Genomic DNA, 22,203 nt, shown 5'->3' on the forward strand with positions numbered 1-22,203 from the left:
ATTATCCCTGAAAGCAATATCGATATAACCGTGTTAAGGTAATAAAGACAGCGGCTTTCAATGAATATGGAACATATTCATATCAGATAACTATTTATTTTTATTGTGGCAGAAAGAGAATATTCCGCCACACGATAAAATATTACGCCTGGTGCAATACAGTTAATACGGTACGCAGATCGGCTACCGATATTTGTCCCGGCGCAGATGCTTTTTTCACCGCGCCAAACGTTGCTGCAGAACCGAACACTTCGCCGGCAAGACGAGATATTACCCCGGTTTTCGACATCGACATGGTAATAATCGGACGATCCGCATAGCGCTCCTGCATTTCTACAGTGGCGGTAAGTAAGGTCAGAACATCGGCTTTAGTCTGCGGCATGACGGCGATCTTCGGAATATCGGCGCCCAGTTCCTGCATTTTACGCAGACGCTGAACAATCTCTTCCGCTGCGGGCGTTTTATGAAAATCATGGTTAGACATGATCACCGCAACATTGTGTTGATGAGCATAGCTGACGGTGGCTTTCACCTCATCGTCGCCGGTAAAAAGCTCGAGATCGATCATATCGACCAGACCGCTGTCAACCGCTGCACGATTCAGAGCGATATACTGTCCGGTGGTTAGCGCCTGTTCGCCGCCTTCTTTCGCGCTGCGGAAGGTAAATAGCAAGGGTTTATCGGTAATAATCTCCCGGATGGCGCCGGCGGCCTCAAGTACGCTTTCCGTCGTCGTCACGTTGGCAAAATGGTCAACACGCCACTCCAGAATATCGAAATCCGCTTTACGATAGGCGAGTGCTTCCGATTTCACATCGGTAATGGTTTTTCCCATTAGCGACACAATGATCTTTGGCGCGCCTTCGCCAACCACGAGATCTCTTACAGTTACGGTTTTCATTTGGTACCCTTCATTGTCATTCGTCGCAATTATAATTTTACCGGTCAGGCTGTGAATCCCATCACCTGCTTCACATAGTCCAATGGAAATGCTTTTCCTGTCCACAGTTCAAACTGTTCGGCTCCTTGCCATAACAACATGCCGTAACCATCAATTGTTTTGCAACCAGCTTGTTGCGCCTGCTGCAATAACTTTGTCATATGCGGATTATAAACACATTCGGTGACCAGCAATTCAGGGCGGAGCAGGGAAACATCGCCGATCAGGGATTCGTTCTCCAATGGTTTCATGCCAACTTTGGTGCCGTTCGTCAGAATATCTGCGCTGGCAAGCGCTTCAGTAAAAGCGTGCTGATCGGCAAGATCGGTGACGGTAACGACGCAATCGGTGTTTTCATTCACCCGCTTCGCAAAGGCAACCGCTTTTTCGAAAAAGTCATCTTTACGGTTAAACAGTTTAATTTCCTTAATGCCTTCAATGGCTGCCTGGGCGCCAATGGCGGTAGCCGCGCCTCCCGCGCCGAGCAGCACCATGGTTTTTCCTCGAATATCGAAACCGCTTTCTTTAATTGCCCGAATATGGCCCGTACCATCCGTATTGTAGCCGCGTAGATAGCCGTCATCATTAACAATGGTGTTGATAGCGCCAACCAGTTTTGCTGCTGGCGTTAATTCATCGACATACTCACACGCGAGCTGTTTGTTTGGCATGGAGACGCCCGTACCGCGCATTTTTAATGCTTTCAGTCCTTCAATGGCGCTGGCAAACGTCGTGTTATCCACTTCGAAAGCCATATAGGTATAGGGTAGCCCCGCTTTTTCTAACGCTTTGTTTTGCATTTCGGGCGATAAGCTATGACGGATAGGATACGCCATAAGACCAATTAACTCATATTTTGCGGTAACATCCATTTTATACTCCTTAATAAGTGGGCAGTGCAGAGCAGGGCGCATGCCTGTTGCGCATAGTTAACATTTTTACTGGAAATAACGCTCGCCAAATCGGACATCATTTTGCGGGATCTTAAATACGCGATAATAGCGAATAAATACAATAATGGCGGTGATAAATGTCAGTAGTGCAAAGGCAAAATCTAATAAAATGATATATTGTAGGCCAATGGTAGAGAGATAACCGGTGATCAGTGGGATAAGAAAGTTAGCTACGCCACCCATCATCATATATATACTGGTGACTTTAGCTTTACTCTTAGGGAAAAATTCCGACATTACCGATACGCCTAATTGTAAAATACCTCCAGCAGCGGAAAAACCAATCACGAAGGCGCCAGCATTACAGATCAGTGGCGAGGGATACAGGTAAATTGCCGCAGCGGTGAGTGTCGCCAGCCCGGCATTGAAAACATTGGCCCAGATGGGGCGAACCATTTTTTTCAGCAATGCGGCAAAAATAAACACGCAAACCAACGATCCCATACTGTAATAAGAGATGGTTTTCAGCGCGTCGGATTCCGCCATTCCGGCGAAGGCCATCGCATATTTAGGCATCCAGACCACAATCACATAGAAGGTTGAGAACGCGGCGACGCCAAATAAAACGGAAGCTACGCCTTCCAGCCAGACGAGGGGAGTACTGTTCATCTGGGGTAATTCTTTCGCAATACTGGCATCGACAAGTTGGCTGGGAAAGCGGCTTTTCAACAGCATCAACGTGATGAGGACGAAAAGGATACCGGGGATTACCACCGCGTAGCCGTACCAGATATGGTTGACTAACAAGGCGCTGACAATAAGGGGATAAATCATTTGCCCAAAAGAGACCATCGCTTTAACCAGAATAACTGCCGAGCCCGATGCTTTGGGAAAACACTCCATTAATGCAGGGTATCCGCCGGTATCCAGCGCGGAGTTCGCCACGCCGACACACACCGCTAATATGAAAGCGATCATCAGGTTAGGACTGGCGGGAATACCGAAGAAAAACAGCATATATAGTACGGCGCCAAGCAGTATTATTGCCCGACGGCCAAATTTATCGGACAGTACGCCAAAGAATAAAATACTGACCAGACGGCCAAGACCAATGCCAGAGATTAAATAGGCGATACCGGCACTATCCGTGGAGAATTTCTGTGCAAGGGAAGTCATGTTCTGGGCTAGTGTAATAACACTCATGCCGTGGAGAAAGTAACTAAAATAAATGCAGATAACAGCCAGCAAATATGGCATGTTGCGAGCCTTGTTCTGAGACATTTGTTCACAGCTCCTTGCTGATGGTTTGATTCAATGTCCTGTTTATTACTGCTTTACTACATGCAGCGATTGTTCAGTAACACTATAAGTCGGTACTATCGTTATATGTACATAACATGGCGTTTAAAATGCCAGGTTTATTGCATTGATAGCATTTCATTTGTTAGCCATGAAATATAAAAATTGCTGCGAATTTGTTGTTTAACACATATAACTCGTGATGCTCATCGCAATTTTTCTGATAAGTGTGAAGATAATGAATAATAATTAACACGAAAATTACATTTTTTGTTTCCCGGTGATAATAGCTAACGTTTTATTTTGCATAGCAAGGCAATAATATTGCAGCTGGCACGCTAACTTTTATTGCGCAGTCGACGCTGCTTCAGCGTGGTGTTGTGATTCAGCCCGACTTCGGTAACCGATGAATAGCGCGAGGAGAAATCCCGCTGCGGCGATACCGGTATCAAACCACATAATATGTGCAATGCTCATTTCTGAAATCCGCGCCGTGATCAACGGAATAGTGAACGTCGCGATACTGCCGGCGCTGTAATAGATGCCGGTCGCTTTACCTTTCTCCCGTGGAAAACGGGCCGCCATCAGCGTCAGGCCGATTTGTACTACGCCACCGGCGGAAGAGAATCCAATGACGAATGCGAAGATCATAACAACATAGACCTGAGGATGCAGGCAGACCGTCAGAAGCGCAATAAAAGAGATAAAGGTATAAAACATCAATAATGTGGTAGAACGAATTGTTTTTCTGACCAACGGAGCGGTAATAAAAACGCACAGTAGCGATCCGCAGGTATAAATACTTAACAGTTTGATGGATTGGGTATACGACATGCCTGCGACGAACTGTCCATACTGCGCCAGCCACTGGCTGATAAGATAAAAGGTTGCCATCGAGATATAGCCATAAAGGGTGTAGCTGATAAGATCGATGAGGGAGCAATGATGTGCGCCTGCGACAGGCGCTTGCGAGATTTTAGGCTTCAATATCCGACCAGGATAGGGTGGAAAAGGGCAGCGTAATAAAAACAGAGCATTAATAAGCATGATCGCCCCGGCAAGCAGGAAGGACCAGCCAAACCACATATTAGCCCAGACTAATAAACTAATAATAATGGGCAACAAGAATTGTCCGCCAGAGACAAATGCTTTGATCAGGATATTTGCCGTACTGGGGGAGCGAGGGAAGGCTTCCATCAAACTGGGATAGGTACCTGCATCCAAAAAACTGTTGGCCATACCTGCTAAAAAGCCACAGGCATAAGCGACACAAATCGTCTGAGCATAAAGAATGCCAATGAAAAAAATCAGGTAACAGGCGATCCCCAGAATGATAAAAGGACGGCGACCAAAGCGATCGGAAAGCATACCGGCGATTAACAAAACGCTTAACCGGCCAATACCAAGCGAAGAGATCACAATAGATACGCCAGCGGCACTGGTATGCCATTGCTGTTCAAGCGATGACATGTTCAGGCTCATCAGGATAACCCCCATGCCATGTACAAAGTAATTAAAATATAACCCTACAGCGGTAGGGAAATAACGATTTTTCATATTATCTGACTCAGAGATGCCGCCTGACATTACAGTGGTATACACAGGCAGGAAGCATATTGGATAGGGTGACAAGTCAATGTCGTGATTGTGTGGTTTTCTATCCGGTATCAATACGATGCGGCGATAAAGTTTACGTCTAACACAGCCGCTCCAGATCATGTGCGAAAAGTTCGGCAGCAACAGATTGATAAATTTTCCACTCGATAAAATCACCCTCTGTATAAATGGACTGAAAAGAAGATAAATCAGGGAAGTAACGCATTGTATTATTGCCGATCCGGTTATTGATTTTGTCCACAATGGCGTTAATTCGTCGCTGTCTCTTGGCTTTCATTTCCTTTAGCCTGGCAATGATTTCTGGAGAGATGGGAGTGTCGCCAGCTTCCCATCGTTGCCAGGTTGTCGAATTATTATCCTGGGTGATATAGATTGTGCATTCTTCAATCGTCATATCAAAAATACGCCGTAGTGCTTGTAGTTCTAACGCGTTCATCATTTTTTAGGCTTTTATATGAAAAAAGTGATGCTATAAATAGCACCACCGACACCGTTTCGACTTGAACAGAATCACACTATTTTGTGCAATATTATTTATTCGTTGCAGATATCGCGGTGTTGAAGGAAAACGGGAGCTGGCTTATGTAACAATGCGGCGAAAAAAGTTAAAAAAAAAGCCCATCGTAGGAGACGGGCAAAGACTACACACAGCAATTCGTTGTTTCACTCAGGGGATTTCCATGCTTATAAATCAATGTGTTGATTTATAACCGTGTGCTAATAGTAGGCATGAGCACTTTTTGCGTCGATCAGATTCGTCTCAATAGTTTAAAAACTGTAACGGATTTGCGACAGAAATGAGATGCGGCGGGGAACAGACGGGCGAATCAAAATGGGGTGTGCGTTGAATTGATAAACGTCGCTAAAGCATCGGGCGGCAATGCCGCCCGACGGGATTATGACTGCTTGTTGGCTTCCTCGATGTCATCCAGCTCTTCAAGGATCTCCTCTGGTTCATTCGTCGGCGCCGGAACTTCATGTACCCATGCGGAGAACAAACGCCAGGTCACGGCCAGAAGCACCGGTCCAATAAACAGACCAATCATACCGAATGCAATCAGGCCGCCGATTACCCCGGAAAGGATCAGAAGCAGCGGTAAATCGGCGCCCATGCGGATGAGTACCGGGCGAATCACGTTATCCAGAGTGCCGACGACGGCGCTCCAAACCAGCAGCACGGTGCCCCAGGTGGTGTCGCCTGTCCAGTAAAGCCAGATAATGGCTGGAATCAATACCGGCAACGGCCCCAACTGAACCAGACACGAAAGGATCATCACTACCGTCAACAGGGTAGCGTAAGGCACGCCGGAAATCGCCAGCCCGACGCCGCCAAGTACCGCCTGTACCAGCGCGGTGACCACCACGCCAAGCGCCACGGCGCGGATCGCCTGGGCAGCCAGCAGAACCGCCGCATCGCCGCGTTTAGCTGCGAGACGACAGGCAAAATGGCGTATACCCATCGCCACTTGTTCGCCGCGCCAGTAAAGCAGGGCGCTAAACAACAGCATCAGGGCGCAGTGCATCATAAAGCGTCCGATATGCGCCGCCTGACCGACAAACCAGGTCGTGGTTGTGCCGATATAAGGCCGCACTTTCGCCATAATAGCGCTACCGCCCATATCCAGCAGGCTATGCCATCCGGCATACAGTTTGGCGCCAACCAACGGAATATTATTTAACCATGCCAGATCGGGTAGCGTCATATCGCCGCCAGTCACTGCATGGATGAGCGGGCCGCTACCGTCGACAATGCTGTTCACCAGCAAGGCGACGGGAATAACGAAGAGCAGCACTAACAGCAGCGTCATGACCAATACGGCAAGCGAGCGGCGGCCCCACAATATTTTTTGTAATTTCAGCAAAACGGGCCAGGTCGCGATAACAATCGTACCTGCCCATGCAAACCCCAAAATAAAAGGCTGTACTATCCACAAGCAGGCCACAATCATGATGGCTAAAAACAGCACCGATAGCAGCACTTGCGCAATATCCCTGGGCTGACGAACATTTACCATAAATACTTTTCACCTTTGTCTTTGCGCCAGAACGTTGGCGCGACGTGAACATGCAAACCACACCCTATAATGATGAGCAATTTCAGCGGTTTTTAACAGGCCGATTCTGCATGTAATTCTGTTGGGCGCACAGGAAAAAAATGTGATACAACAAATAACGCAACACGCAAACGATTAAGCATCCCTTCCTGTGCGTAGACCGCTCGCGCTCGCCGGGTTGGGCGCCACCGTTCACAACATAGACCGCAGGAAAAGGTCAATATAATGATTCCACAAATTTCTCAGGCACCCGGCGTCGTTCAGCTGGTGCTCAATTTTTTGCAGGCGCTGGAGCAGCAAGGGTTTACGGGCGATACGGCAACCAGCTATGCCGACCGTCTGACAATGTCGACCGATAACAGTATCTACCAGCTTCTTCCCGATGCTGTTGTGTTTCCCCGTTCTACGGCGGATGTCGCGCTTCTTGCCCGTCTGGCGGCGGAGCCGCGCTTTACGTCGCTGATATTTACCCCGCGAGGCGGCGGTACTGGCACGAATGGCCAGGCGCTAAACCAGGGCATTATTGTTGATATGTCCCGCTATATGAACCGCATTATTGAAATTAATCCTGAAGAGGGATGGGTGCGGGTAGAGGCGGGGGTGATAAAAGATCAGCTTAATCAAGCGCTAAAACCGTATGGCTATTTTTTTGCGCCGGAACTTTCCACCAGTAATCGCGCAACGCTTGGCGGTATGATTAATACCGATGCCTCTGGTCAGGGTTCGCTGGTCTATGGAAAAACGTCAGATCACGTCTTAGGCATACGGGCCGTATTGTTGGGGGGCGATATCCTTGACACGCAATCGATGCCCGTAGAGCTTGCCCGGACGCTGGGTGAAAACACGACGATGCCAGGCCGCATCTATCAGACCGTCTATCAGTCCTGCCTGGAAAACCGTCAACTTATCCTCGATAGCTTTCCAAAGCTCAATCGCTTCCTGACAGGCTACGATTTACGCCACGTCTTTAACGATGACATGACCCGCTTCGATCTTACCCGCATCTTAACGGGGTCGGAAGGGACGCTGGCGTTTATTACTGAAGCCCGGCTGGATATTACCCCGATACCCAAAGTCCGCTGTCTGGTTAATGTAAAATACGACTCCTTTGATTCCGCGCTGCGTAACGCCCCTTTTATGGTTGACGCGCGCGCCTTATCCGTCGAGACGGTCGATTCCAAGGTCCTTAACCTCGCGCGGGAAGATATTGTCTGGCACTCCGTTAGCGAATTGATTACCGATGTGCCGGATAAAGAGATGCTTGGCCTGAATATCGTGGAATTCGCGGGTGACGATGAAGCGCTTATTGACGGACAGGTCGAGGCGCTGTGCCACCGGCTGGATGGCCTGATGGCGCGAGCGGAAGCGGGCGTGATCGGCTGGCAACTTTGTACCGATTTGACGGGTATTGAGCGTATTTACGCGATGCGTAAAAAAGCGGTAGGGCTGCTGGGTAACGCGAAAGGCGCTGCCAAACCGATTCCTTTTGCGGAAGATACCTGCGTGCCGCCTGAACATCTGGCCGATTACATCGCCGAATTTCGCGCCCTACTGGATGGTCATGGCTTAAGTTACGGCATGTTCGGCCACGTGGATGCCGGGGTGCTGCATGTGCGTCCGGCGCTGGATATGTGCGATCCGCAGCAGGAACTGTTGATGAAACAGATCTCCGATGAGGTCGTCGCGCTGACCGCCAGATACGGCGGGCTGTTGTGGGGCGAGCATGGAAAAGGTTTTCGTGCGGAATACAGCCCGGCCTTTTTCGGCGAAGTCCTGTATGGCGAGCTGCGCAAAATAAAAGCGGCTTTTGATCCGCATAATCGACTTAACCCGGGTAAAATCTGTCCGCCGCAGGGGATAGAGGCGCCGATGATGAAGGTGGATGCGGTAAAACGCGGCACCTGGGATCGGCAAATCCCGCTGGCGGTGCGGCAGACCTGGCGCGGCGCTATGGAGTGTAATGGTAACGGCCTGTGCTTTAATTTCGATGCGAAAAGCCCAATGTGCCCGTCGATGAAAATTAGCCTTAACCGGATCCACTCGCCGAAAGGGCGGGCGACGCTGGTGCGGGAATGGCTCCGACTATTGGCCGATCGCGGCATCGATCCGTTGAAGCTGGAAAAGGAGCTGCCGGAAAAACGCGCCAGCTTACGCACGCTGATTGCCCGCACCCGGAATAGTTGGCACAAACGCAAAGGCGAGTATGACTTTTCCCATGAAGTTAAAGAGGCCATGTCCGGCTGTCTGGCATGTAAAGCCTGTACGACCCAGTGTCCGATTAAAATCGATGTTCCGGAGTTTCGTTCACGTTTCTTACAGCTTTACCATACGCGTTATCTGCGTCCGGTACGCGATCATCTGGTGGCGACGGTCGAGACCTACGCGCCGCTGATGGCGCGTGCGCCAAAGACCTTTAACTTTTTTATTAACCAACCGGTGGTTCGTAATCTGGCGAAAAAACATATCGGTATGGTGGATTTACCTCTGCTTTCTGCCCCTTCATTGCAACAGCAACTGGTGGGCCATCCGTCCGCTAATATGACGCTTGAGCAACTGGAGCGCATGAGCGCCGAGCAAAAAGCGAAAACGGTACTGGTGGTTCAGGACCCGTTTACCAGCTACTACGACGCCCGGGTCGTGGCGGACTTTATCCGCCTGGCGGAAAAACTGGGCAGGAGGCCGGTATTGTTACCGTTCTCGCCGAATGGTAAGGCGCAGCATATTAAAGGTTTTCTTAATCGCTTTGCGAAAACGGCGAAAAAAACCTCTGAGTTCCTTAATCGGATCGCCGCGTTGGGGATGCCAATGGTGGGCGTCGATCCGGCGCTGGTCCTGTGTTATCGCGACGAATACAAACTGGCGCTGGGCGAACAGCGCGGCGATTTTCATGTGTTGCTGGTGAATGAATGGCTGGCGCAGGAAATAAATGCAAGACTGTCCGTCGAGGTGAGCGGCGAACCGTGGTACTTTTTTGGTCATTGTACGGAAGTCACGGCGTTACCCGGCGCGCCTGCGCAGTGGGCCGCCATCTTTGCCCATTTTGGCGCGAAGCTGGAAAATGTCAGCGTAGGCTGCTGCGGTATGGCGGGCACTTATGGACATGAACTCACCAATCATAAAAATTCGCTGGGAATTTATGAGCTATCCTGGCATCAGGCGATGCAACGTCTACCGCGAAACCGTTGCCTGGCAACCGGCTATTCCTGCCGAAGCCAGGTCAAACGCATTGAAGGTACGGGCGTGCGTCACCCGTTGCAGGCATTACTGGAGATTATAGGTTGATCTGGAAACGTGAAGTGACCCTCGATGCGCTTAATGCGATGGGGGAAGGGAATATGGTTGGCCTGCTTGATATCCGCTTTGAGCGTATTGGGGACGATACGCTGGAAGCGACAATGCCCGTCGATCATCGCACCAAACAGCCGTTCGGCTTGCTGCATGGCGGAGCGTCTGTGGTGCTGGCGGAAAGTATCGGCTCGGTCGCAGGCTATCTGTGTACGCAGGGGGAGCAAAAGGTGGTAGGGCTGGAGGTGAATGCCAACCATGTACGGTCGGCGCGTCAGGGGCGTGTACGGGGCGTCTGTAAAGCGTTGCATACCGGGGCTCGCCATCAGGTCTGGCAGATAGAGATCTTTGATGAACAGGGACGTCTGTGCTGTTCTTCGCGTCTTACTACGGCGATTGTGTGACGTTGTCACCATAAAAGTGTGAAGCATATTGCTTTTGGTCAAAATGTGCGCAGAAAAAGGTGATATACTGTGCACGTTTACACATAAGCGAGGATGATATGTCTACTGATTTAGACCCAACCCAACTGGCGATTGAATTTTTACGCCGTGATAAAACCGAACTTTCTCCCGCGCAGTATTTAAAGCGTTTAAAACAGCTGGAGTTAGAGTTTGCCGATCTCCTCACCCTCTCTGCAACCGAACTGAAAGAAGAGATCTATTTCGCCTGGCGGTTGGGCGTGCATTAATAAAGTCGGTGTAGGCCGGATAAGGCGTTAGCTGCCATCCGGCTATGTTACCAGGCAATCTCACCAGACACTGTCCCCAGATAATAGATAACCCTCTTGATTTTGTTTAAAAAAAACACAGATCGCCATTTGTGCTAAAAAGGCGCGCGCTCTTTATGAGATTATTCTTATGCCCCTTCAAGAGCTAAGCCATTAAGAGTGCCGGAGATAAGCGCCGGATGGGGCCGGAACCCTTAAGCCTGTATTGAACAGACTTAAGGGTTTTTCTTTTCCGGGCGCGTAAAAAACTAAGGTCTGTCAATAACCGCTGGCATGTCGTCAGCCGTATGATTATTCAAAATACGGTTAGCCAGCACACCTGACATCATCGATCCGTTAACGTTCAGAGCCGTGCGGGCCATATCAACGATAGGTTCGATGGCAATAAAAATACCGACCAGCGCAACGGGAAAATTCAACGTCGACAGGACAATCAGCGCCGCGAACGTACCACCGCCGCCGACGCCGGCTACGCCAATAGACCCTAGCGCAATGGCAGGCAACATCGCGGCCAGAAAATGCAGCGAGAGCGGATCAATGCCGATGGTGGGCGCAATCATCGCTACCATAATAGCCGGATAAATCCCGGCGCAGCCATTTTGCCCCATACTGGAGCCAAACGAGGCGGAAATATTGGCAATGGTGCTTTGTACGCCAAATTTTTCCTGGGCGGAAATGGCCAGCGGGATAGAGGCTGCGCTGCTGCGGGAAACAAACGCAAAGGTTAAGACGGGCCACACCATTCTGAAATAACGCGCTGGATTATTACCGCTGAGGATCAGCAAAATGGCGTGCACGATAAACATCATGAAAATCGCGATGTAACAGGCGCCGATAAAACCAAGTAAGCTGGCGAATTGTTCAAGGCGGTATGATGAAAATACGGTAGTCATTAATGCCATGACGCCATAGGGCGTTAATGCAATAACGATACGTACCATCTTCATGACCCAGATCTGGATAGCGTTAATGCCTGCGCTTAATTTCTGACCTTCTTCCGGCGCCTCTTTTTTGACCTTTAACAGGGCGATCCCCGCTATTAGCGTGAAGATAACGATGCCGATAACGGAAACACTTCTGGCCCCCGTAAGATCAAGAAAAATATTAGTCGGGATCAGCGATGTCACTAACTGGGGAATCGACACCGCGGCAGTCTTATTGACTTCTTCTGTAGTTAACATTGACGGCATGTGCACAAAAGCGCTGGCGTCAAGCCCCAGCACATGAGCGGTCAGTAATCCGATAAAACCGGCAATCATCACCAGGCATAACATGCATCCGACGATCGTCAGCGACATTTTTCCGATGCCAGCGCTATTTTCCAGTTTATTGATGGCGGAAAGAATAGAAATAAAAATTAGCGGTATAGCGACCAGTTTTAACAGGTGGACGTAACCATTGCCGACGATGCTGTACCATTCGATAATGGTTTTAGTGTGATTTGCTGAAATAAAATGCAGGGATAAACCAATAACAGCCCCTAAAAAGATAGCGATAAAAACGCTTTTCGACAGGGAATCGCTTTTTTGATTAATTCTCAAGATGACCCACGAGAAAACCAAAAAAAGTGCGATATACGCGAGCGTAACAACCATATTTTAAGCCTCTTGCCTCATTCAGCACCTGAAATGCCGGAAAGAGTTTACATAAACCTATAGCTCAAACTGAGTTATAGAACCGCAGCGGATTATAAAGAGCGCAACGCCAGGTATCCATACAAAAAATGGGGTTCTGACCTCGCCGCCCAGCAATGTCGACAGCCTATTAATTAAATAGTCATTTTCTATACATCTTTTCGTTTTTGACCTGTCAGAACGGTTAATATCTTATAAATCATTACTTATCAAAAAGTTAAGTGATTTTTTGTCTGTCGTATGACCTGGCGGACAGGGTCTATGCTTAATAAAAGGCGCTCAATATGACCATTTGTTGGAAAGCCCCTGCGGTTAAGGGGTTGAAGTGATAATCATTATCACTAACATGCTGTTATATCCTGGTGATTTAGAACGCGAGGTAACTCTATGGAATTGCATTCAGACACGTTTAACCCGGAGGACTTCCCCTGGCAAGGGCTGACGCTAACGCCAGCGGCGGCAGCGCACATACGTGAACTGGCAGCAAAGCAGCCGGGCATGTTGGGCGTGCGGTTAAGCGTAAAACAGACGGGATGTGCCGGATTCGGCTATGTTCTGGATACCGTTCGGGAGCCGGATAAAGACGATCTGGTTTTTGAAGCCGAAGGCGCAAAGCTTTTCGCACCGTTACAGGCGATGCCTTTTATTGACGGAACAGAAGTGGATTACGTACAGGAAGGGCTGAACCAGTTATTTAAATTTCATAACCCCAAAGCCCAGAATGAATGCGGCTGCGGCGAAAGTTTTGGGGTATAGGCGGTACTATGTCTCGTAATACTGAAGCAACGGAAGAGGTCGGCATCTGGACAGGCGGACGCCTTAATTACAAAGAAGGATTTTTCACGCAACTACTCACTGATGAACTGGCAAAAGGCATCAGCGAAGAGGTGGTGCGCGCGATTTCCGCAAAGCGTAACGAACCTGAGTGGATGCTGGAATTTCGTCTCAATGCCTATAGAGCCTGGCTGGACATGGATGAACCGCACTGGCTGAAGGCGCACTACGATAAACTGAACTATCAGGACTACAGTTATTACTCTGCGCCATCATGCGGAAACTGCGACGATAGCTGCGTTTCCCAGCCGGGAGCCGTACAGCAAACGGGCGCGAATACCTTTTTGAGTAAAGAGGTTGAAGACGCCTTCGAGCAGCTTGGCGTTCCGGTTCGCGAAGGGAAAGAGGTCGCCGTCGATGCGATTTTTGACTCGGTCTCCGTAGCGACCACATACCGTGAAAAACTGGCGGAACAGGGCATTATTTTCTGTTCTTTTGGCGAAGCGATACACGATCACCCTGACCTGGTCAGGAAATATCTTGGCACCGTCGTGCCGGGGAACGATAACTTTTTTGCCGCGCTGAATGCGGCAGTCGCTTCCGATGGGACATTTATCTATGTTCCCAAAGGCGTGCGTTGCCCAATGGAGTTATCCACCTATTTTCGCATTAACGCCGAGAAAACCGGTCAGTTTGAGCGCACGATTCTGGTGGCGGATGAAGGCAGCTATGTGAGTTATATCGAAGGCTGCTCCGCGCCCGTACGCGACAGTTATCAGCTCCACGCCGCGGTAGTGGAAGTCATCATCCATAAAGATGCTGAAGTAAAATATTCCACCGTACAAAACTGGTTCCCGGGCGACAACAACACGGGCGGCATTTTGAACTTTGTGACCAAGCGGGCGTTGTGCGAAGGGGAAAACAGCAAGATGTCGTGGACCCAGTCGGAAACCGGTTCGGCGATTACCTGGAAATACCCGAGCTGTATCCTGCGCGGTGATAATTCTATCGGCGAGTTCTATTCCGTTGCGCTGACCAGTGGACATCAGCAGGCTGACACCGGTACCAAAATGATCCATATCGGTAAAAACACGCGCTCAACCATTATCTCAAAAGGCATTTCCGCCGGCCACAGCCAGAACAGCTACCGTGGGTTGGTAAAAATTATGCCGACGGCGACCAACGCCCGAAATTTCACCCAATGCGACTCCATGTTGATTGGCGCGGACTGCGGCGCGCATACGTTCCCGTATGTTGAATGCCGCAATAACAGCGCGCAGCTGGAGCACGAGGCGACAACATCACGCATCGGTGAAGATCAGCTTTTCTATTGTCTGCAACGCGGCATCAGCGAAGAAGACGCTATTTCGATGATCGTCAACGGTTTCTGTAAAGACGTTTTCTCGGAACTGCCGCTGGAGTTTGCCGTTGAAGCGCAAAAACTGCTGGCGATTAGCCTTGAGCACAGCGTCGGTTAATGATGAAGGAAAACCCATGTTAAGCATTAAAGATTTACAGGTCAGTGTGGAAGAAAAAGCGATTTTGCGTGGCCTGAATCTGGAGATTCGCCCTGGCGAAGTTCACGCCATTATGGGGCCGAACGGTTCCGGGAAAAGCACGCTCTCCGCCACCCTGGCGGGACGTGAAGATTACGAGGTCACTGGCGGCTCGGTTACGTTCAAAGGTAAAGATCTGCTTGAACTGTCGCCGGAGGAACGGGCGGGTGAAGGGATTTTTATGGCCTTCCAGTACCCGGTAGAAATCCCCGGCGTCAGTAACCAGTTTTTCCTGCAAACCGCGCTGAATGCCGTGCGCGCCTACCGCGGGCAGACGTCGTTGGATCGCTTTGATTTTCAGGATCTGATGGAAGAAAAGATCGCATTGCTGAAAATGCCGGAAGATTTGCTGACCCGTTCGGTAAACGTCGGTTTTTCCGGCGGGGAGAAAAAGCGCAATGATATTTTGCAAATGGCGGTGCTGGAGCCGGAACTGTGCATCCTTGATGAGTCGGACTCCGGACTGGATATCGATGCGTTGAAAATTGTGGCGGAAGGCGTCAACGCGTTACGCGACGATAAACGCGCTTTTATTATCGTGACCCACTATCAGCGCATACTGGACTACATCAAGCCTGATTACGTCCATGTCCTCTACCAGGGGCGAATTGTCCGATCCGGCGATTTTACTCTGGTCAAACAACTGGAGGAGCAGGGTTATGGCTGGCTTACCGAACAGCAGTAAAGCGCTACAGCAATGGCAGCATCTCTTTGAAGAAAAAGGAGTAAGTCGAACTGAGCAGGCAAGACAACATTTACAACAGATGTTACGTCTGGGATTGCCGACGCGTAAACATGAAGACTGGAAATACACGCCGCTGGAGGGCTTAACCCATAGCCAGTTTATCCAGCAGTGTGCGACTATCAGCGCCGCACAGCGTGATGCGCTGGCGCTGCAAATCGATGCCGTGCGGCTGGTGTTTGTCGACGGTCGGTTTATGCCAGAGCTTAGTGATAGCACGCAAAACAGCGGATTTGACGTTAGCGTCAGGGATGAACGCCAGACGCTTGCCGCGCCGGTACATCCCGAGGTTTTTCTGCATCTGACGGAAAGCCTGGCGCAATGTGTCACGTATATACAGGTACGGCGAAATCAGCGTCCGACCAGGCCGTTACTGTTAATGCATATCACGCAGGGTGTGGATGGCGACGAGCTGAATACCGCGCATTATCGCCACCATCTGGCGCTGGCGGAAGGCGCGGAAGCGACGGTTATTGAGCATTATGTCAGCCTTACAGCGGCAAAACATTTTACCGGCGCGCGTCTGACGATGAACGTTGCAGACAATGCGCAACTGTGCCATATCAAACTGGCGTTTGAAAATGCGTCCAGCTATCACTTTGCGCATAACGATCTTCTGCTGGCGACAGACGCCTCGGCGTTTAGCCACAGTTTTCTGCTGGGCGCCGCAGTACTACGTCACCACAGCAGCTCACAACTGAATGGTGAAAACGCGACGCTTCGACTGAATAGTCTGGCGATGCCGGTGAAAAATGAAGTCTGCGATACGCGGACATGGCTGGAACATAACAAAGGTTACTGTAACAGCCGCCAGTTGCACAAGACCATCGTCAGCGACAAAGGACGCGCGGTCTTTAATGGCCTGATCAACGTGGCGCAACACGCCATTAAAACCGACGGCCAGATGACCAATAATAACCTGTTGTTGGGGAAACTGGCTGAAGTCGATACCAAACCGCAATTAGAGATCTATGCCGATGACGTGAAGTGCAGCCACGGCGCGACGATCGGGCGTATTGACGATGAGCAGATGTTTTATCTGCAATCACGCGGCATCAGGCAGCAGGAGGCGCGGCACATGATTCTTTACGCGTTTGCCGCAGAGTTAACGGAAGCTATCCATGATAGCGCCCTTAAACAGCAGGTGCTGGCGCGAATCGGCCAGCGACTGCCCGGAGGCCTGGTATGACATTTCCTGTAGAAAAAGTACGGGCGGATTTTCCCATACTGCAGCGTGAAGTTAACGGCCTGCCGCTGGCTTACCTGGACAGTGCAGCCAGCGCTCAAAAACCCAATCAGGTGATTGACGCTGAATCTGCCTTCTACCGTCACGGCTATGCTGCGGTACATCGAGGTATCCATACGTTAAGCGCACAGGCGACCGAAAGCATGGAGAATGTGCGTAAGCAGGCGTCGCGGTTTATTAACGCCCGCTCCGCAGAAGAACTGGTGTTCGTGCGCGGTACGACGGAGGGCATTAACCTTGTCGCCAACAGTTGGGGAACGGAAAATATTCGCGCCGGGGATAACATTATTATCAGCGAGATGGAGCATCACGCCAACATCGTTCCCTGGCAGATGCTGTGCGAGCGCAAAGGCGCCGAACTGCGCGTGATCCCATTGCATCCTGACGGTACGCTGCGGCTGGAGACCTTAGCTGCGCTGTTCGATGACCGGACCCGACTGCTGGCCATTACCCACGTTTCCAATGTGCTGGGGACGGAAAACCCACTGCCGGACATGATTGCGCTGGCGCGCCAGCATGGGGCGAAAGTGCTGGTGGATGGCGCCCAGGCCGTGATGCACCATGCTGTTGACGTCCAGGCGCTGGACTGCGATTTTTACGTTTTCTCCGGCCATAAACTTTACGGGCCGACCGGCATCGGCATTCTGTATGTTAAAGAGGCATTGCTGCAAGAAATGCCGCCGTGGGAAGGGGGCGGGTCGATGATTTCGACCGTCAGCCTGACGCAGGGAACGACATGGGCGAAAGCGCCCTGGCGTTTTGAGGCGGGAACGCCGAATACTGGCGGCATCATCGGTCTGGGCGCGGCAATTGACTATGTGACGTCGCTGGGACTGGATAAGATTGGCGATTATGAGCAGATGCTGATGCGCTATGCGCTGGAGCAACTGGCGCAGGTGCCTGATATCACGCTGTATGGTCCGGCGCAGCGGTTGGGCGTCATCGCGTTTAATCTGGGTAAACACCATGCTTATGACGTCGGCAGCTTTCTTGATAATTACGGTATCGCGGTACGAACGGGGCATCACTGCGCGATGCCGCTCATGGCCTGGTATGGCGTGCCGGCAATGTGCCGGGCTTCGCTGGCGATGTATAACACCCATGAAGAAGTGGACCGACTGGTGGCAGGATTAACGCGTATCCACCGCTTATTGGGATAACAGTGAGGTTTTATGGCTGCGCTACCGGATAAAGAAAAATTGCTGCGTAACTTTACGCGTTGCGCTAATTGGGAAGAGAAATATTTATATATTATTGAGTTGGGGCAGCGCCTGGCGGAGTTAAATCCGCAGGATCGCAATCCGCAAAATACGATTCATGGCTGTCAGAGCCAGGTGTGGATAGTGATGCGGCGAAACGCCAACGGCATTATCGAATTGCAGGGCGACAGCGACGCGGCGATCGTTAAAGGCCTTATGGCGGTGGTATTTATTTTGTACCACCAAATGACGGCGCAGGATATTGTGCATTTTGATGTCCGGCCATGGTTCGAAAAAATGGCGCTTACACAGCACCTCACGCCTTCTCGTTCTCAGGGGCTGGAAGCAATGATTCGCGCAATTCGCGCTAAGGCCGCCACTCTTAGCTAAACTGTACAGACAGCGTTCTACCTGATGTCAAATCCTTTGTCGGACGGCGGCGTCGCTTTATCCAGAGGGGACAGAGCGTGTATTTTGTTGTTCTGATAAGCGAAGCGCTATCAGCCGTCGCAGAGGACATCACCAGGAATACAGGAGGTTTGGTATGAAACGTGCGTCTTTCATTACTCTAGCTATTATCGGCGCGTATAGCGCGTTACAGGCAGCCTGGGCGGTTGATTATCCATTACCGCCCGAAGGCAGCCGTCTTATTGGTCAGAATCAAACCTATACCGTACAGGAAGGTGATAAAAACCTGCAGGCTATCGCCCGGCGTTTTGATACGGCGGCGATGCTCATTCTTGAAGCGAACAATACGATTGCGCCGGTGCCTAAGCCCGGTACGCTAATTACCATTCCCTCGCAGATGCTATTGCCGGATGCGCCCAGGGAAGGCGTTATCGTCAACCTCGCGGAGCTACGGCTGTATTATTACCCGCCGGGAGAAAACCGCGTTCAGGTGTACCCCATCGGCATCGGTTTGCAGGGACTGGAAACTCCCGTCATGGACACCCGGATAGGGCAAAAGATCCCCAACCCGACGTGGACGCCGACGGCGGGCATACGCCAACGTTCGCTTGAGCGGGGGATCACGCTGCCGCCGGTGATCCCTGCCGGGCCAAATAACCCGCTGGGACGCTATGCGCTGCGTCTGGCGCACGGTAATGGGGAATATCTCATTCATGGTACCAGCGCGCCGGATAGCGTGGGTCTGCGCGTGAGTTCCGGTTGCATTCGCATGAACGCGCCGGACATCAAAGCGTTATTTGCGCAGGTCAGAACGGGGACGCCGGTAAAAGTGATTAACCAGCCGGTGAAATTCTCTGTCGAGCCGAATGGCATTCGTTATGTAGAGGTACACAGGCCGCTATCGCCGGAAGAAGAGCAAAACGTGCAGACGATGCCCTACGTGTTGCCTGCGGAATTTACCGCGTTCAGAAACGCGCAAGGGGTGGATAGTCGCCTGGTCGATAAGGCGCTATACCGGCGAGCCGGGTATCCTGTCAGTGTGAGCGCCGGGCAGACGCCAGCGGTAAATACGACCGCAGTCGAATCCGCTCAGAACGGTTTTGTCGGGGAAGAGGGGCAAACGCGCGCGACGCAGTAGCCTTCGCAGCAAACGACGGACAAAAAAATGGCGCACGATGTGCGCCATTTTATATTGTGCGTCAAATTATTTACAGATGTGGGATACTTTGTTGTCCAGACGCTGGTTCGCGCGAGCAGCATCGTCTTTAGCAGCCTGAACGTCGGAACGCATTGCATTTACGTCATTACTCAGTTGCTCAACTTTAGCGCTCAGCGTCTGTACATCGGAAGACAACTGATCGATTTTAGCGTTGCTTGAACAACCTGCCAGTAACGTGGAACCCAGAACTACTGCACCTAAGATCAGCCTGTTAGTACGGTTCATAATAATAACATTATATTTTGTGTGGTTATATATGTAAAAAAAATGGCGCACATCGTGCGCCATTTTTATTACGCAGGTACTATTACTTACGGTATTTAGTAGCCTGGTTGTCCAGACGCTGGTTAGCGCGAGCTGCGTCGTCTTTAGCAGCCTGAACGTCGGAACGCATTGCGTTCACGTCGTTGCTCAGCTGGTCAACTTTAGCGTTCAGAGTCTGAACGTCAGAAGACAACTGATCGATTTTAGCGTTGCTGGAGCAACCAGCCAGCAGAGTAGAACCCAGGATTACCGCGCCCAGTACCAGTTTAGTACGATTCATTATTAATACCCTCTAGATTGAGTTAATCTCCATGTAGCGTTACAAGTATTACACAAACTTTTTTATGTTGAGAATATTTTTTTGATGGGAATGCACTTATTTTTGATCGTTCGCTCAAAGAAGCATCGAAATGCATGAAAGTCCCTAAAAAACCGAAAGAAAACAGGGGGCTTCCATCGGATTCTTCTTAGATAATCCGCAATTAGATAGTAAAATCCGATTTGATTTTTTTATTAATAGTGGCTATCGATTAAATAAAAAAAGCGCCGGAAGGGCGCTTTTTTAAACAAATTAATTCACACAACAATTATTACAGTACGTGAACAGAGGCGGTGTTAGTGGTGCCGCTTGGAACCAGCGCGCCGGAGACCATCACTACGACGTCACCTTTCTGGGCGAGGCCGCTTTGCAGGGCGACATCTTTGCCCAGACGGTAGAAATCATCAGTAGAATTGATTTCTTTCACCAGCTGCGATACCACGCCTTTGCTCAGTACTAACTGACGGGCGGTCACTTCATTGGTGGTCAATGCCAGGATGGTGGCGTCCGGGAAGTATTTACGCACGGCGCGAGCGGATTTACCGCCCTGGGTCGCTACCACGATCAGCGGCGCTTCCAGTTTTTCGGCGGTTTCTACCGCACCGCGGCATACCGCTTCCGTAATGCGCAGTTTACGGCTGTCGTTGTTGTAGTCCAGACGGCTATTCATGACACGGTCGGTACGTTCGCAGATGGTCGCCATGATAGAAACGGCTTCCAGCGGGTATTTCCCTTTTGCGGATTCGCCGGACAGCATAACCGCATCCGTACCGTCGAGGATGGCGTTCGCAACGTCGCCTGCTTCTGCACGGGTCGGACGCGGGTTTTTGATCATAGAATCCAGCATCTGAGTCGCGGTGATCACGACTTTACGTGCGCGGATACATTTTTCGATCATCATTTTCTGCGCAAAAATCACTTCTTCAACCGGGATTTCTACGCCCAGGTCGCCACGCGCAACCATGATGCCGTCGGAAGCTTCGAGAATTTCATCGAAGTTGTTCAGGCCTTCCTGGTTTTCGATCTTAGAGATAATCTGGATGTTTTCGCCGCCGTGGGCTTTCAGATGCTCGCGAATTTCGACAACGTCAGAACGTTTACGGATAAAGGACGCCGCAACAAAGTCAACGCCCTGTTCGCAACCGAAGATCAGGTCCTGTTTGTCTTTTTCAGCCAGCGCCGGCAGAGCAATAGAAACGCCCGGCAGGTTAACGCCTTTGTTCTCGCCCAGATCGCCGTTGTTCAGCACCTTACAAATTACTTTATTGCCTTCGATGGCGGTCACTTCCATACCGATCAGACCATCGTCAACCAGGACGGTGTTGCCAACGCTCAGGTCGCTGGTGAAGCCTTCATAGGTGACGGCAACGATTTCATTATTACCGACCACGGATTTGTCGGTGGTAAAAGTGAAGGTTTGACCCGCTTTCAGCGAAACGTCGTTACCGCCTTCCAGTTTAATGGTGCGGATTTCTGGTCCTTTAGTATCAAGCAGAATAGCGGCTTTTTTACCAGTTTTGCTCATCACGTTGCGCAAGTTCTGGATACGCTGACCGTGTTCTGCATAATCGCCATGAGAGAAGTTCAGACGCATCACGTTCATGCCCGCGTCCAGCATTTTGCTTAACATCTCTTCGGATTCGGTTTTCGGACCGATAGTACAAACAATTTTCGTCTTTTTCATGACAGTCTTAGTCTTTAAGTTGAGGAGGATATGGAAATCTGGCTTCGGGCGCGCACGGCCCGGAAGCTAAGCCTGTGTTGCTAAAGTGATGATGCCTCGCTCTAAGGATAGGTGACATCGAAAGAGCGTGCAGAGGAATGTGTGCTCGCGTTTCAGCCCAACGGGAAGGGGATAATTTTAGTCGTTGAGTTTTACAGTCCAATGCGCTGAAACCATTCAAGAGACAATTGGCGCGCATTATACGCTGAAATTTACAAAAAAGGAAAATGAAAACCCTGTTTCAAAAGACATCTGTGCAGATCCACAACGGTTTGTTATTACGCTGTTTACGATGTCGCTG

The 22,203-nt window shown here is 50.5% G+C and carries 20 protein-coding genes and 1 other RNA gene; 10 read left to right on the forward strand and 11 right to left on the reverse strand.

Annotation, left to right across the window (positions count from 1 at the left end):
• Window positions 1-142: 142 nt before the first annotated feature.
• From aroD to ydiK, 7 genes are all read right to left on the reverse strand, one after another.
• A complete protein-coding gene (gene aroD, locus ACLJRE_RS05635) occupies window positions 143-901 on the reverse strand; it encodes a type I 3-dehydroquinate dehydratase (protein ID WP_023212237.1) in 759 nt (252 codons plus the stop codon).
• 44 nt (window positions 902-945) lie between these two features.
• Window positions 946-1,812, reverse strand: coding sequence for a quinate/shikimate dehydrogenase (gene ydiB / locus ACLJRE_RS05640; RefSeq protein WP_000383488.1), 867 nt, complete (start codon window positions 1,810-1,812; stop codon window positions 946-948).
• A 66-nt stretch (window positions 1,813-1,878) separates the two neighbouring features.
• Complete coding sequence (locus tag ACLJRE_RS05645) at window positions 1,879-3,114, reverse strand: MFS transporter (RefSeq protein WP_000081211.1); 1,236 nt, start codon at window positions 3,112-3,114, stop codon at window positions 1,879-1,881.
• A 363-nt stretch (window positions 3,115-3,477) separates the two neighbouring features.
• Window positions 3,478-4,689: an MFS transporter gene (locus tag ACLJRE_RS05650; RefSeq protein ID WP_000797662.1), complete on the reverse strand. Its 1,212-nt coding sequence runs from the start codon at window positions 4,687-4,689 to the stop codon at window positions 3,478-3,480.
• Between the two features lie 139 nt (window positions 4,690-4,828).
• Complete coding sequence (locus ACLJRE_RS05655) at window positions 4,829-5,188, reverse strand: YdiL family protein (protein WP_000980457.1); 360 nt, start codon at window positions 5,186-5,188, stop codon at window positions 4,829-4,831.
• Between the two features lie 167 nt (window positions 5,189-5,355).
• Window positions 5,356-5,463, reverse strand: an RNA gene (gene rprA / locus ACLJRE_RS05660) — antisense sRNA RprA.
• A gap of 182 nt (window positions 5,464-5,645) precedes the next feature.
• Window positions 5,646-6,764 carry an AI-2E family transporter YdiK gene (ydiK, locus tag ACLJRE_RS05665; protein ID WP_000248615.1) on the reverse strand — a complete coding sequence of 373 codons (1,119 nt, stop codon included), beginning with the start codon at window positions 6,762-6,764 and terminating at the stop codon, window positions 5,646-5,648.
• A gap of 264 nt (window positions 6,765-7,028) precedes the next feature.
• Between ydiK and ACLJRE_RS05670 the strand changes: the two genes are divergently transcribed.
• The 3 genes from ACLJRE_RS05670 (at window position 7,029) to ACLJRE_RS05680 (ending at window position 10,779) form a co-directional block, all read left to right on the forward strand.
• On the forward strand, window positions 7,029-10,085 hold the full coding sequence (locus ACLJRE_RS05670) for an FAD-binding and (Fe-S)-binding domain-containing protein (RefSeq protein ID WP_023212235.1): 3,057 nt from the start codon (window positions 7,029-7,031) through the stop codon (window positions 10,083-10,085).
• A complete protein-coding gene (gene menI / locus ACLJRE_RS05675; protein WP_000637930.1) occupies window positions 10,082-10,492 on the forward strand; it encodes a 1,4-dihydroxy-2-naphthoyl-CoA hydrolase in 411 nt (136 codons plus the stop codon). The genes ACLJRE_RS05670 and menI overlap by 4 nt, the downstream gene beginning before the upstream one ends.
• Window positions 10,493-10,590: 98 nt before the next feature.
• A complete protein-coding gene (locus tag ACLJRE_RS05680; RefSeq protein WP_001537749.1) occupies window positions 10,591-10,779 on the forward strand; it encodes a YdiH family protein in 189 nt (62 codons plus the stop codon).
• A gap of 287 nt (window positions 10,780-11,066) precedes the next feature.
• On the opposite strand, the gene ACLJRE_RS05685 is transcribed toward ACLJRE_RS05680, so the two are convergent.
• Complete coding sequence (locus ACLJRE_RS05685) at window positions 11,067-12,413, reverse strand: L-cystine transporter (RefSeq protein ID WP_000261858.1); 1,347 nt, start codon at window positions 12,411-12,413, stop codon at window positions 11,067-11,069.
• A gap of 426 nt (window positions 12,414-12,839) precedes the next feature.
• Between ACLJRE_RS05685 and sufA the strand changes: the two genes are divergently transcribed.
• From sufA to ACLJRE_RS05720, 7 genes are all read left to right on the forward strand, one after another.
• Window positions 12,840-13,208: a Fe-S cluster assembly scaffold SufA gene (sufA, locus tag ACLJRE_RS05690; RefSeq protein WP_000418969.1), complete on the forward strand. Its 369-nt coding sequence runs from the start codon at window positions 12,840-12,842 to the stop codon at window positions 13,206-13,208.
• 8 nt (window positions 13,209-13,216) lie between these two features.
• Window positions 13,217-14,704 carry a Fe-S cluster assembly protein SufB gene (gene sufB / locus ACLJRE_RS05695; RefSeq protein WP_023212234.1) on the forward strand — a complete coding sequence of 496 codons (1,488 nt, stop codon included), beginning with the start codon at window positions 13,217-13,219 and terminating at the stop codon, window positions 14,702-14,704.
• A gap of 16 nt (window positions 14,705-14,720) precedes the next feature.
• Window positions 14,721-15,467 (forward strand): Fe-S cluster assembly ATPase SufC, encoded by a 747-nt coding sequence (sufC, locus tag ACLJRE_RS05700; protein WP_000948904.1) that lies wholly within the window; start codon window positions 14,721-14,723, stop codon window positions 15,465-15,467.
• A complete protein-coding gene (gene sufD, locus ACLJRE_RS05705; protein ID WP_000907939.1) occupies window positions 15,442-16,713 on the forward strand; it encodes a Fe-S cluster assembly protein SufD in 1,272 nt (423 codons plus the stop codon). Before sufC ends, sufD begins: the two co-directional genes overlap by 26 nt.
• Window positions 16,710-17,930 carry a cysteine desulfurase SufS gene (gene sufS / locus ACLJRE_RS05710; protein WP_000143859.1) on the forward strand — a complete coding sequence of 407 codons (1,221 nt, stop codon included), beginning with the start codon at window positions 16,710-16,712 and terminating at the stop codon, window positions 17,928-17,930. Before sufD ends, sufS begins: the two co-directional genes overlap by 4 nt.
• A 12-nt stretch (window positions 17,931-17,942) precedes the next feature.
• Complete coding sequence (sufE, locus tag ACLJRE_RS05715; protein WP_000729470.1) at window positions 17,943-18,359, forward strand: cysteine desulfuration protein SufE; 417 nt, start codon at window positions 17,943-17,945, stop codon at window positions 18,357-18,359.
• A 154-nt stretch (window positions 18,360-18,513) separates the two neighbouring features.
• A complete protein-coding gene (locus ACLJRE_RS05720; protein ID WP_000817051.1) occupies window positions 18,514-19,515 on the forward strand; it encodes a L,D-transpeptidase family protein in 1,002 nt (333 codons plus the stop codon).
• Between the two features lie 66 nt (window positions 19,516-19,581).
• Here ACLJRE_RS05720 and ACLJRE_RS05725 read toward each other — a convergent pair whose 3' ends face one another.
• The 3 genes from ACLJRE_RS05725 to pykF form a co-directional block, all read right to left on the reverse strand.
• Complete coding sequence (locus ACLJRE_RS05725; RefSeq protein WP_001531125.1) at window positions 19,582-19,821, reverse strand: major outer membrane lipoprotein; 240 nt, start codon at window positions 19,819-19,821, stop codon at window positions 19,582-19,584.
• An 82-nt stretch (window positions 19,822-19,903) separates the two neighbouring features.
• Window positions 19,904-20,140, reverse strand: coding sequence for a murein lipoprotein Lpp (gene lpp, locus ACLJRE_RS05730; RefSeq protein ID WP_001082307.1), 237 nt, complete (start codon window positions 20,138-20,140; stop codon window positions 19,904-19,906).
• Between the two features lie 310 nt (window positions 20,141-20,450).
• Window positions 20,451-21,863 (reverse strand): pyruvate kinase PykF, encoded by a 1,413-nt coding sequence (pykF, locus tag ACLJRE_RS05735; RefSeq protein ID WP_000751447.1) that lies wholly within the window; start codon window positions 21,861-21,863, stop codon window positions 20,451-20,453.
• Window positions 21,864-22,203 lie beyond the last annotated feature (340 nt).

The organism is Salmonella sp. SAL04157 (genome assembly GCF_046551635.1).
GTDB lineage: Bacteria > Pseudomonadota > Gammaproteobacteria > Enterobacterales > Enterobacteriaceae > Salmonella > Salmonella enterica.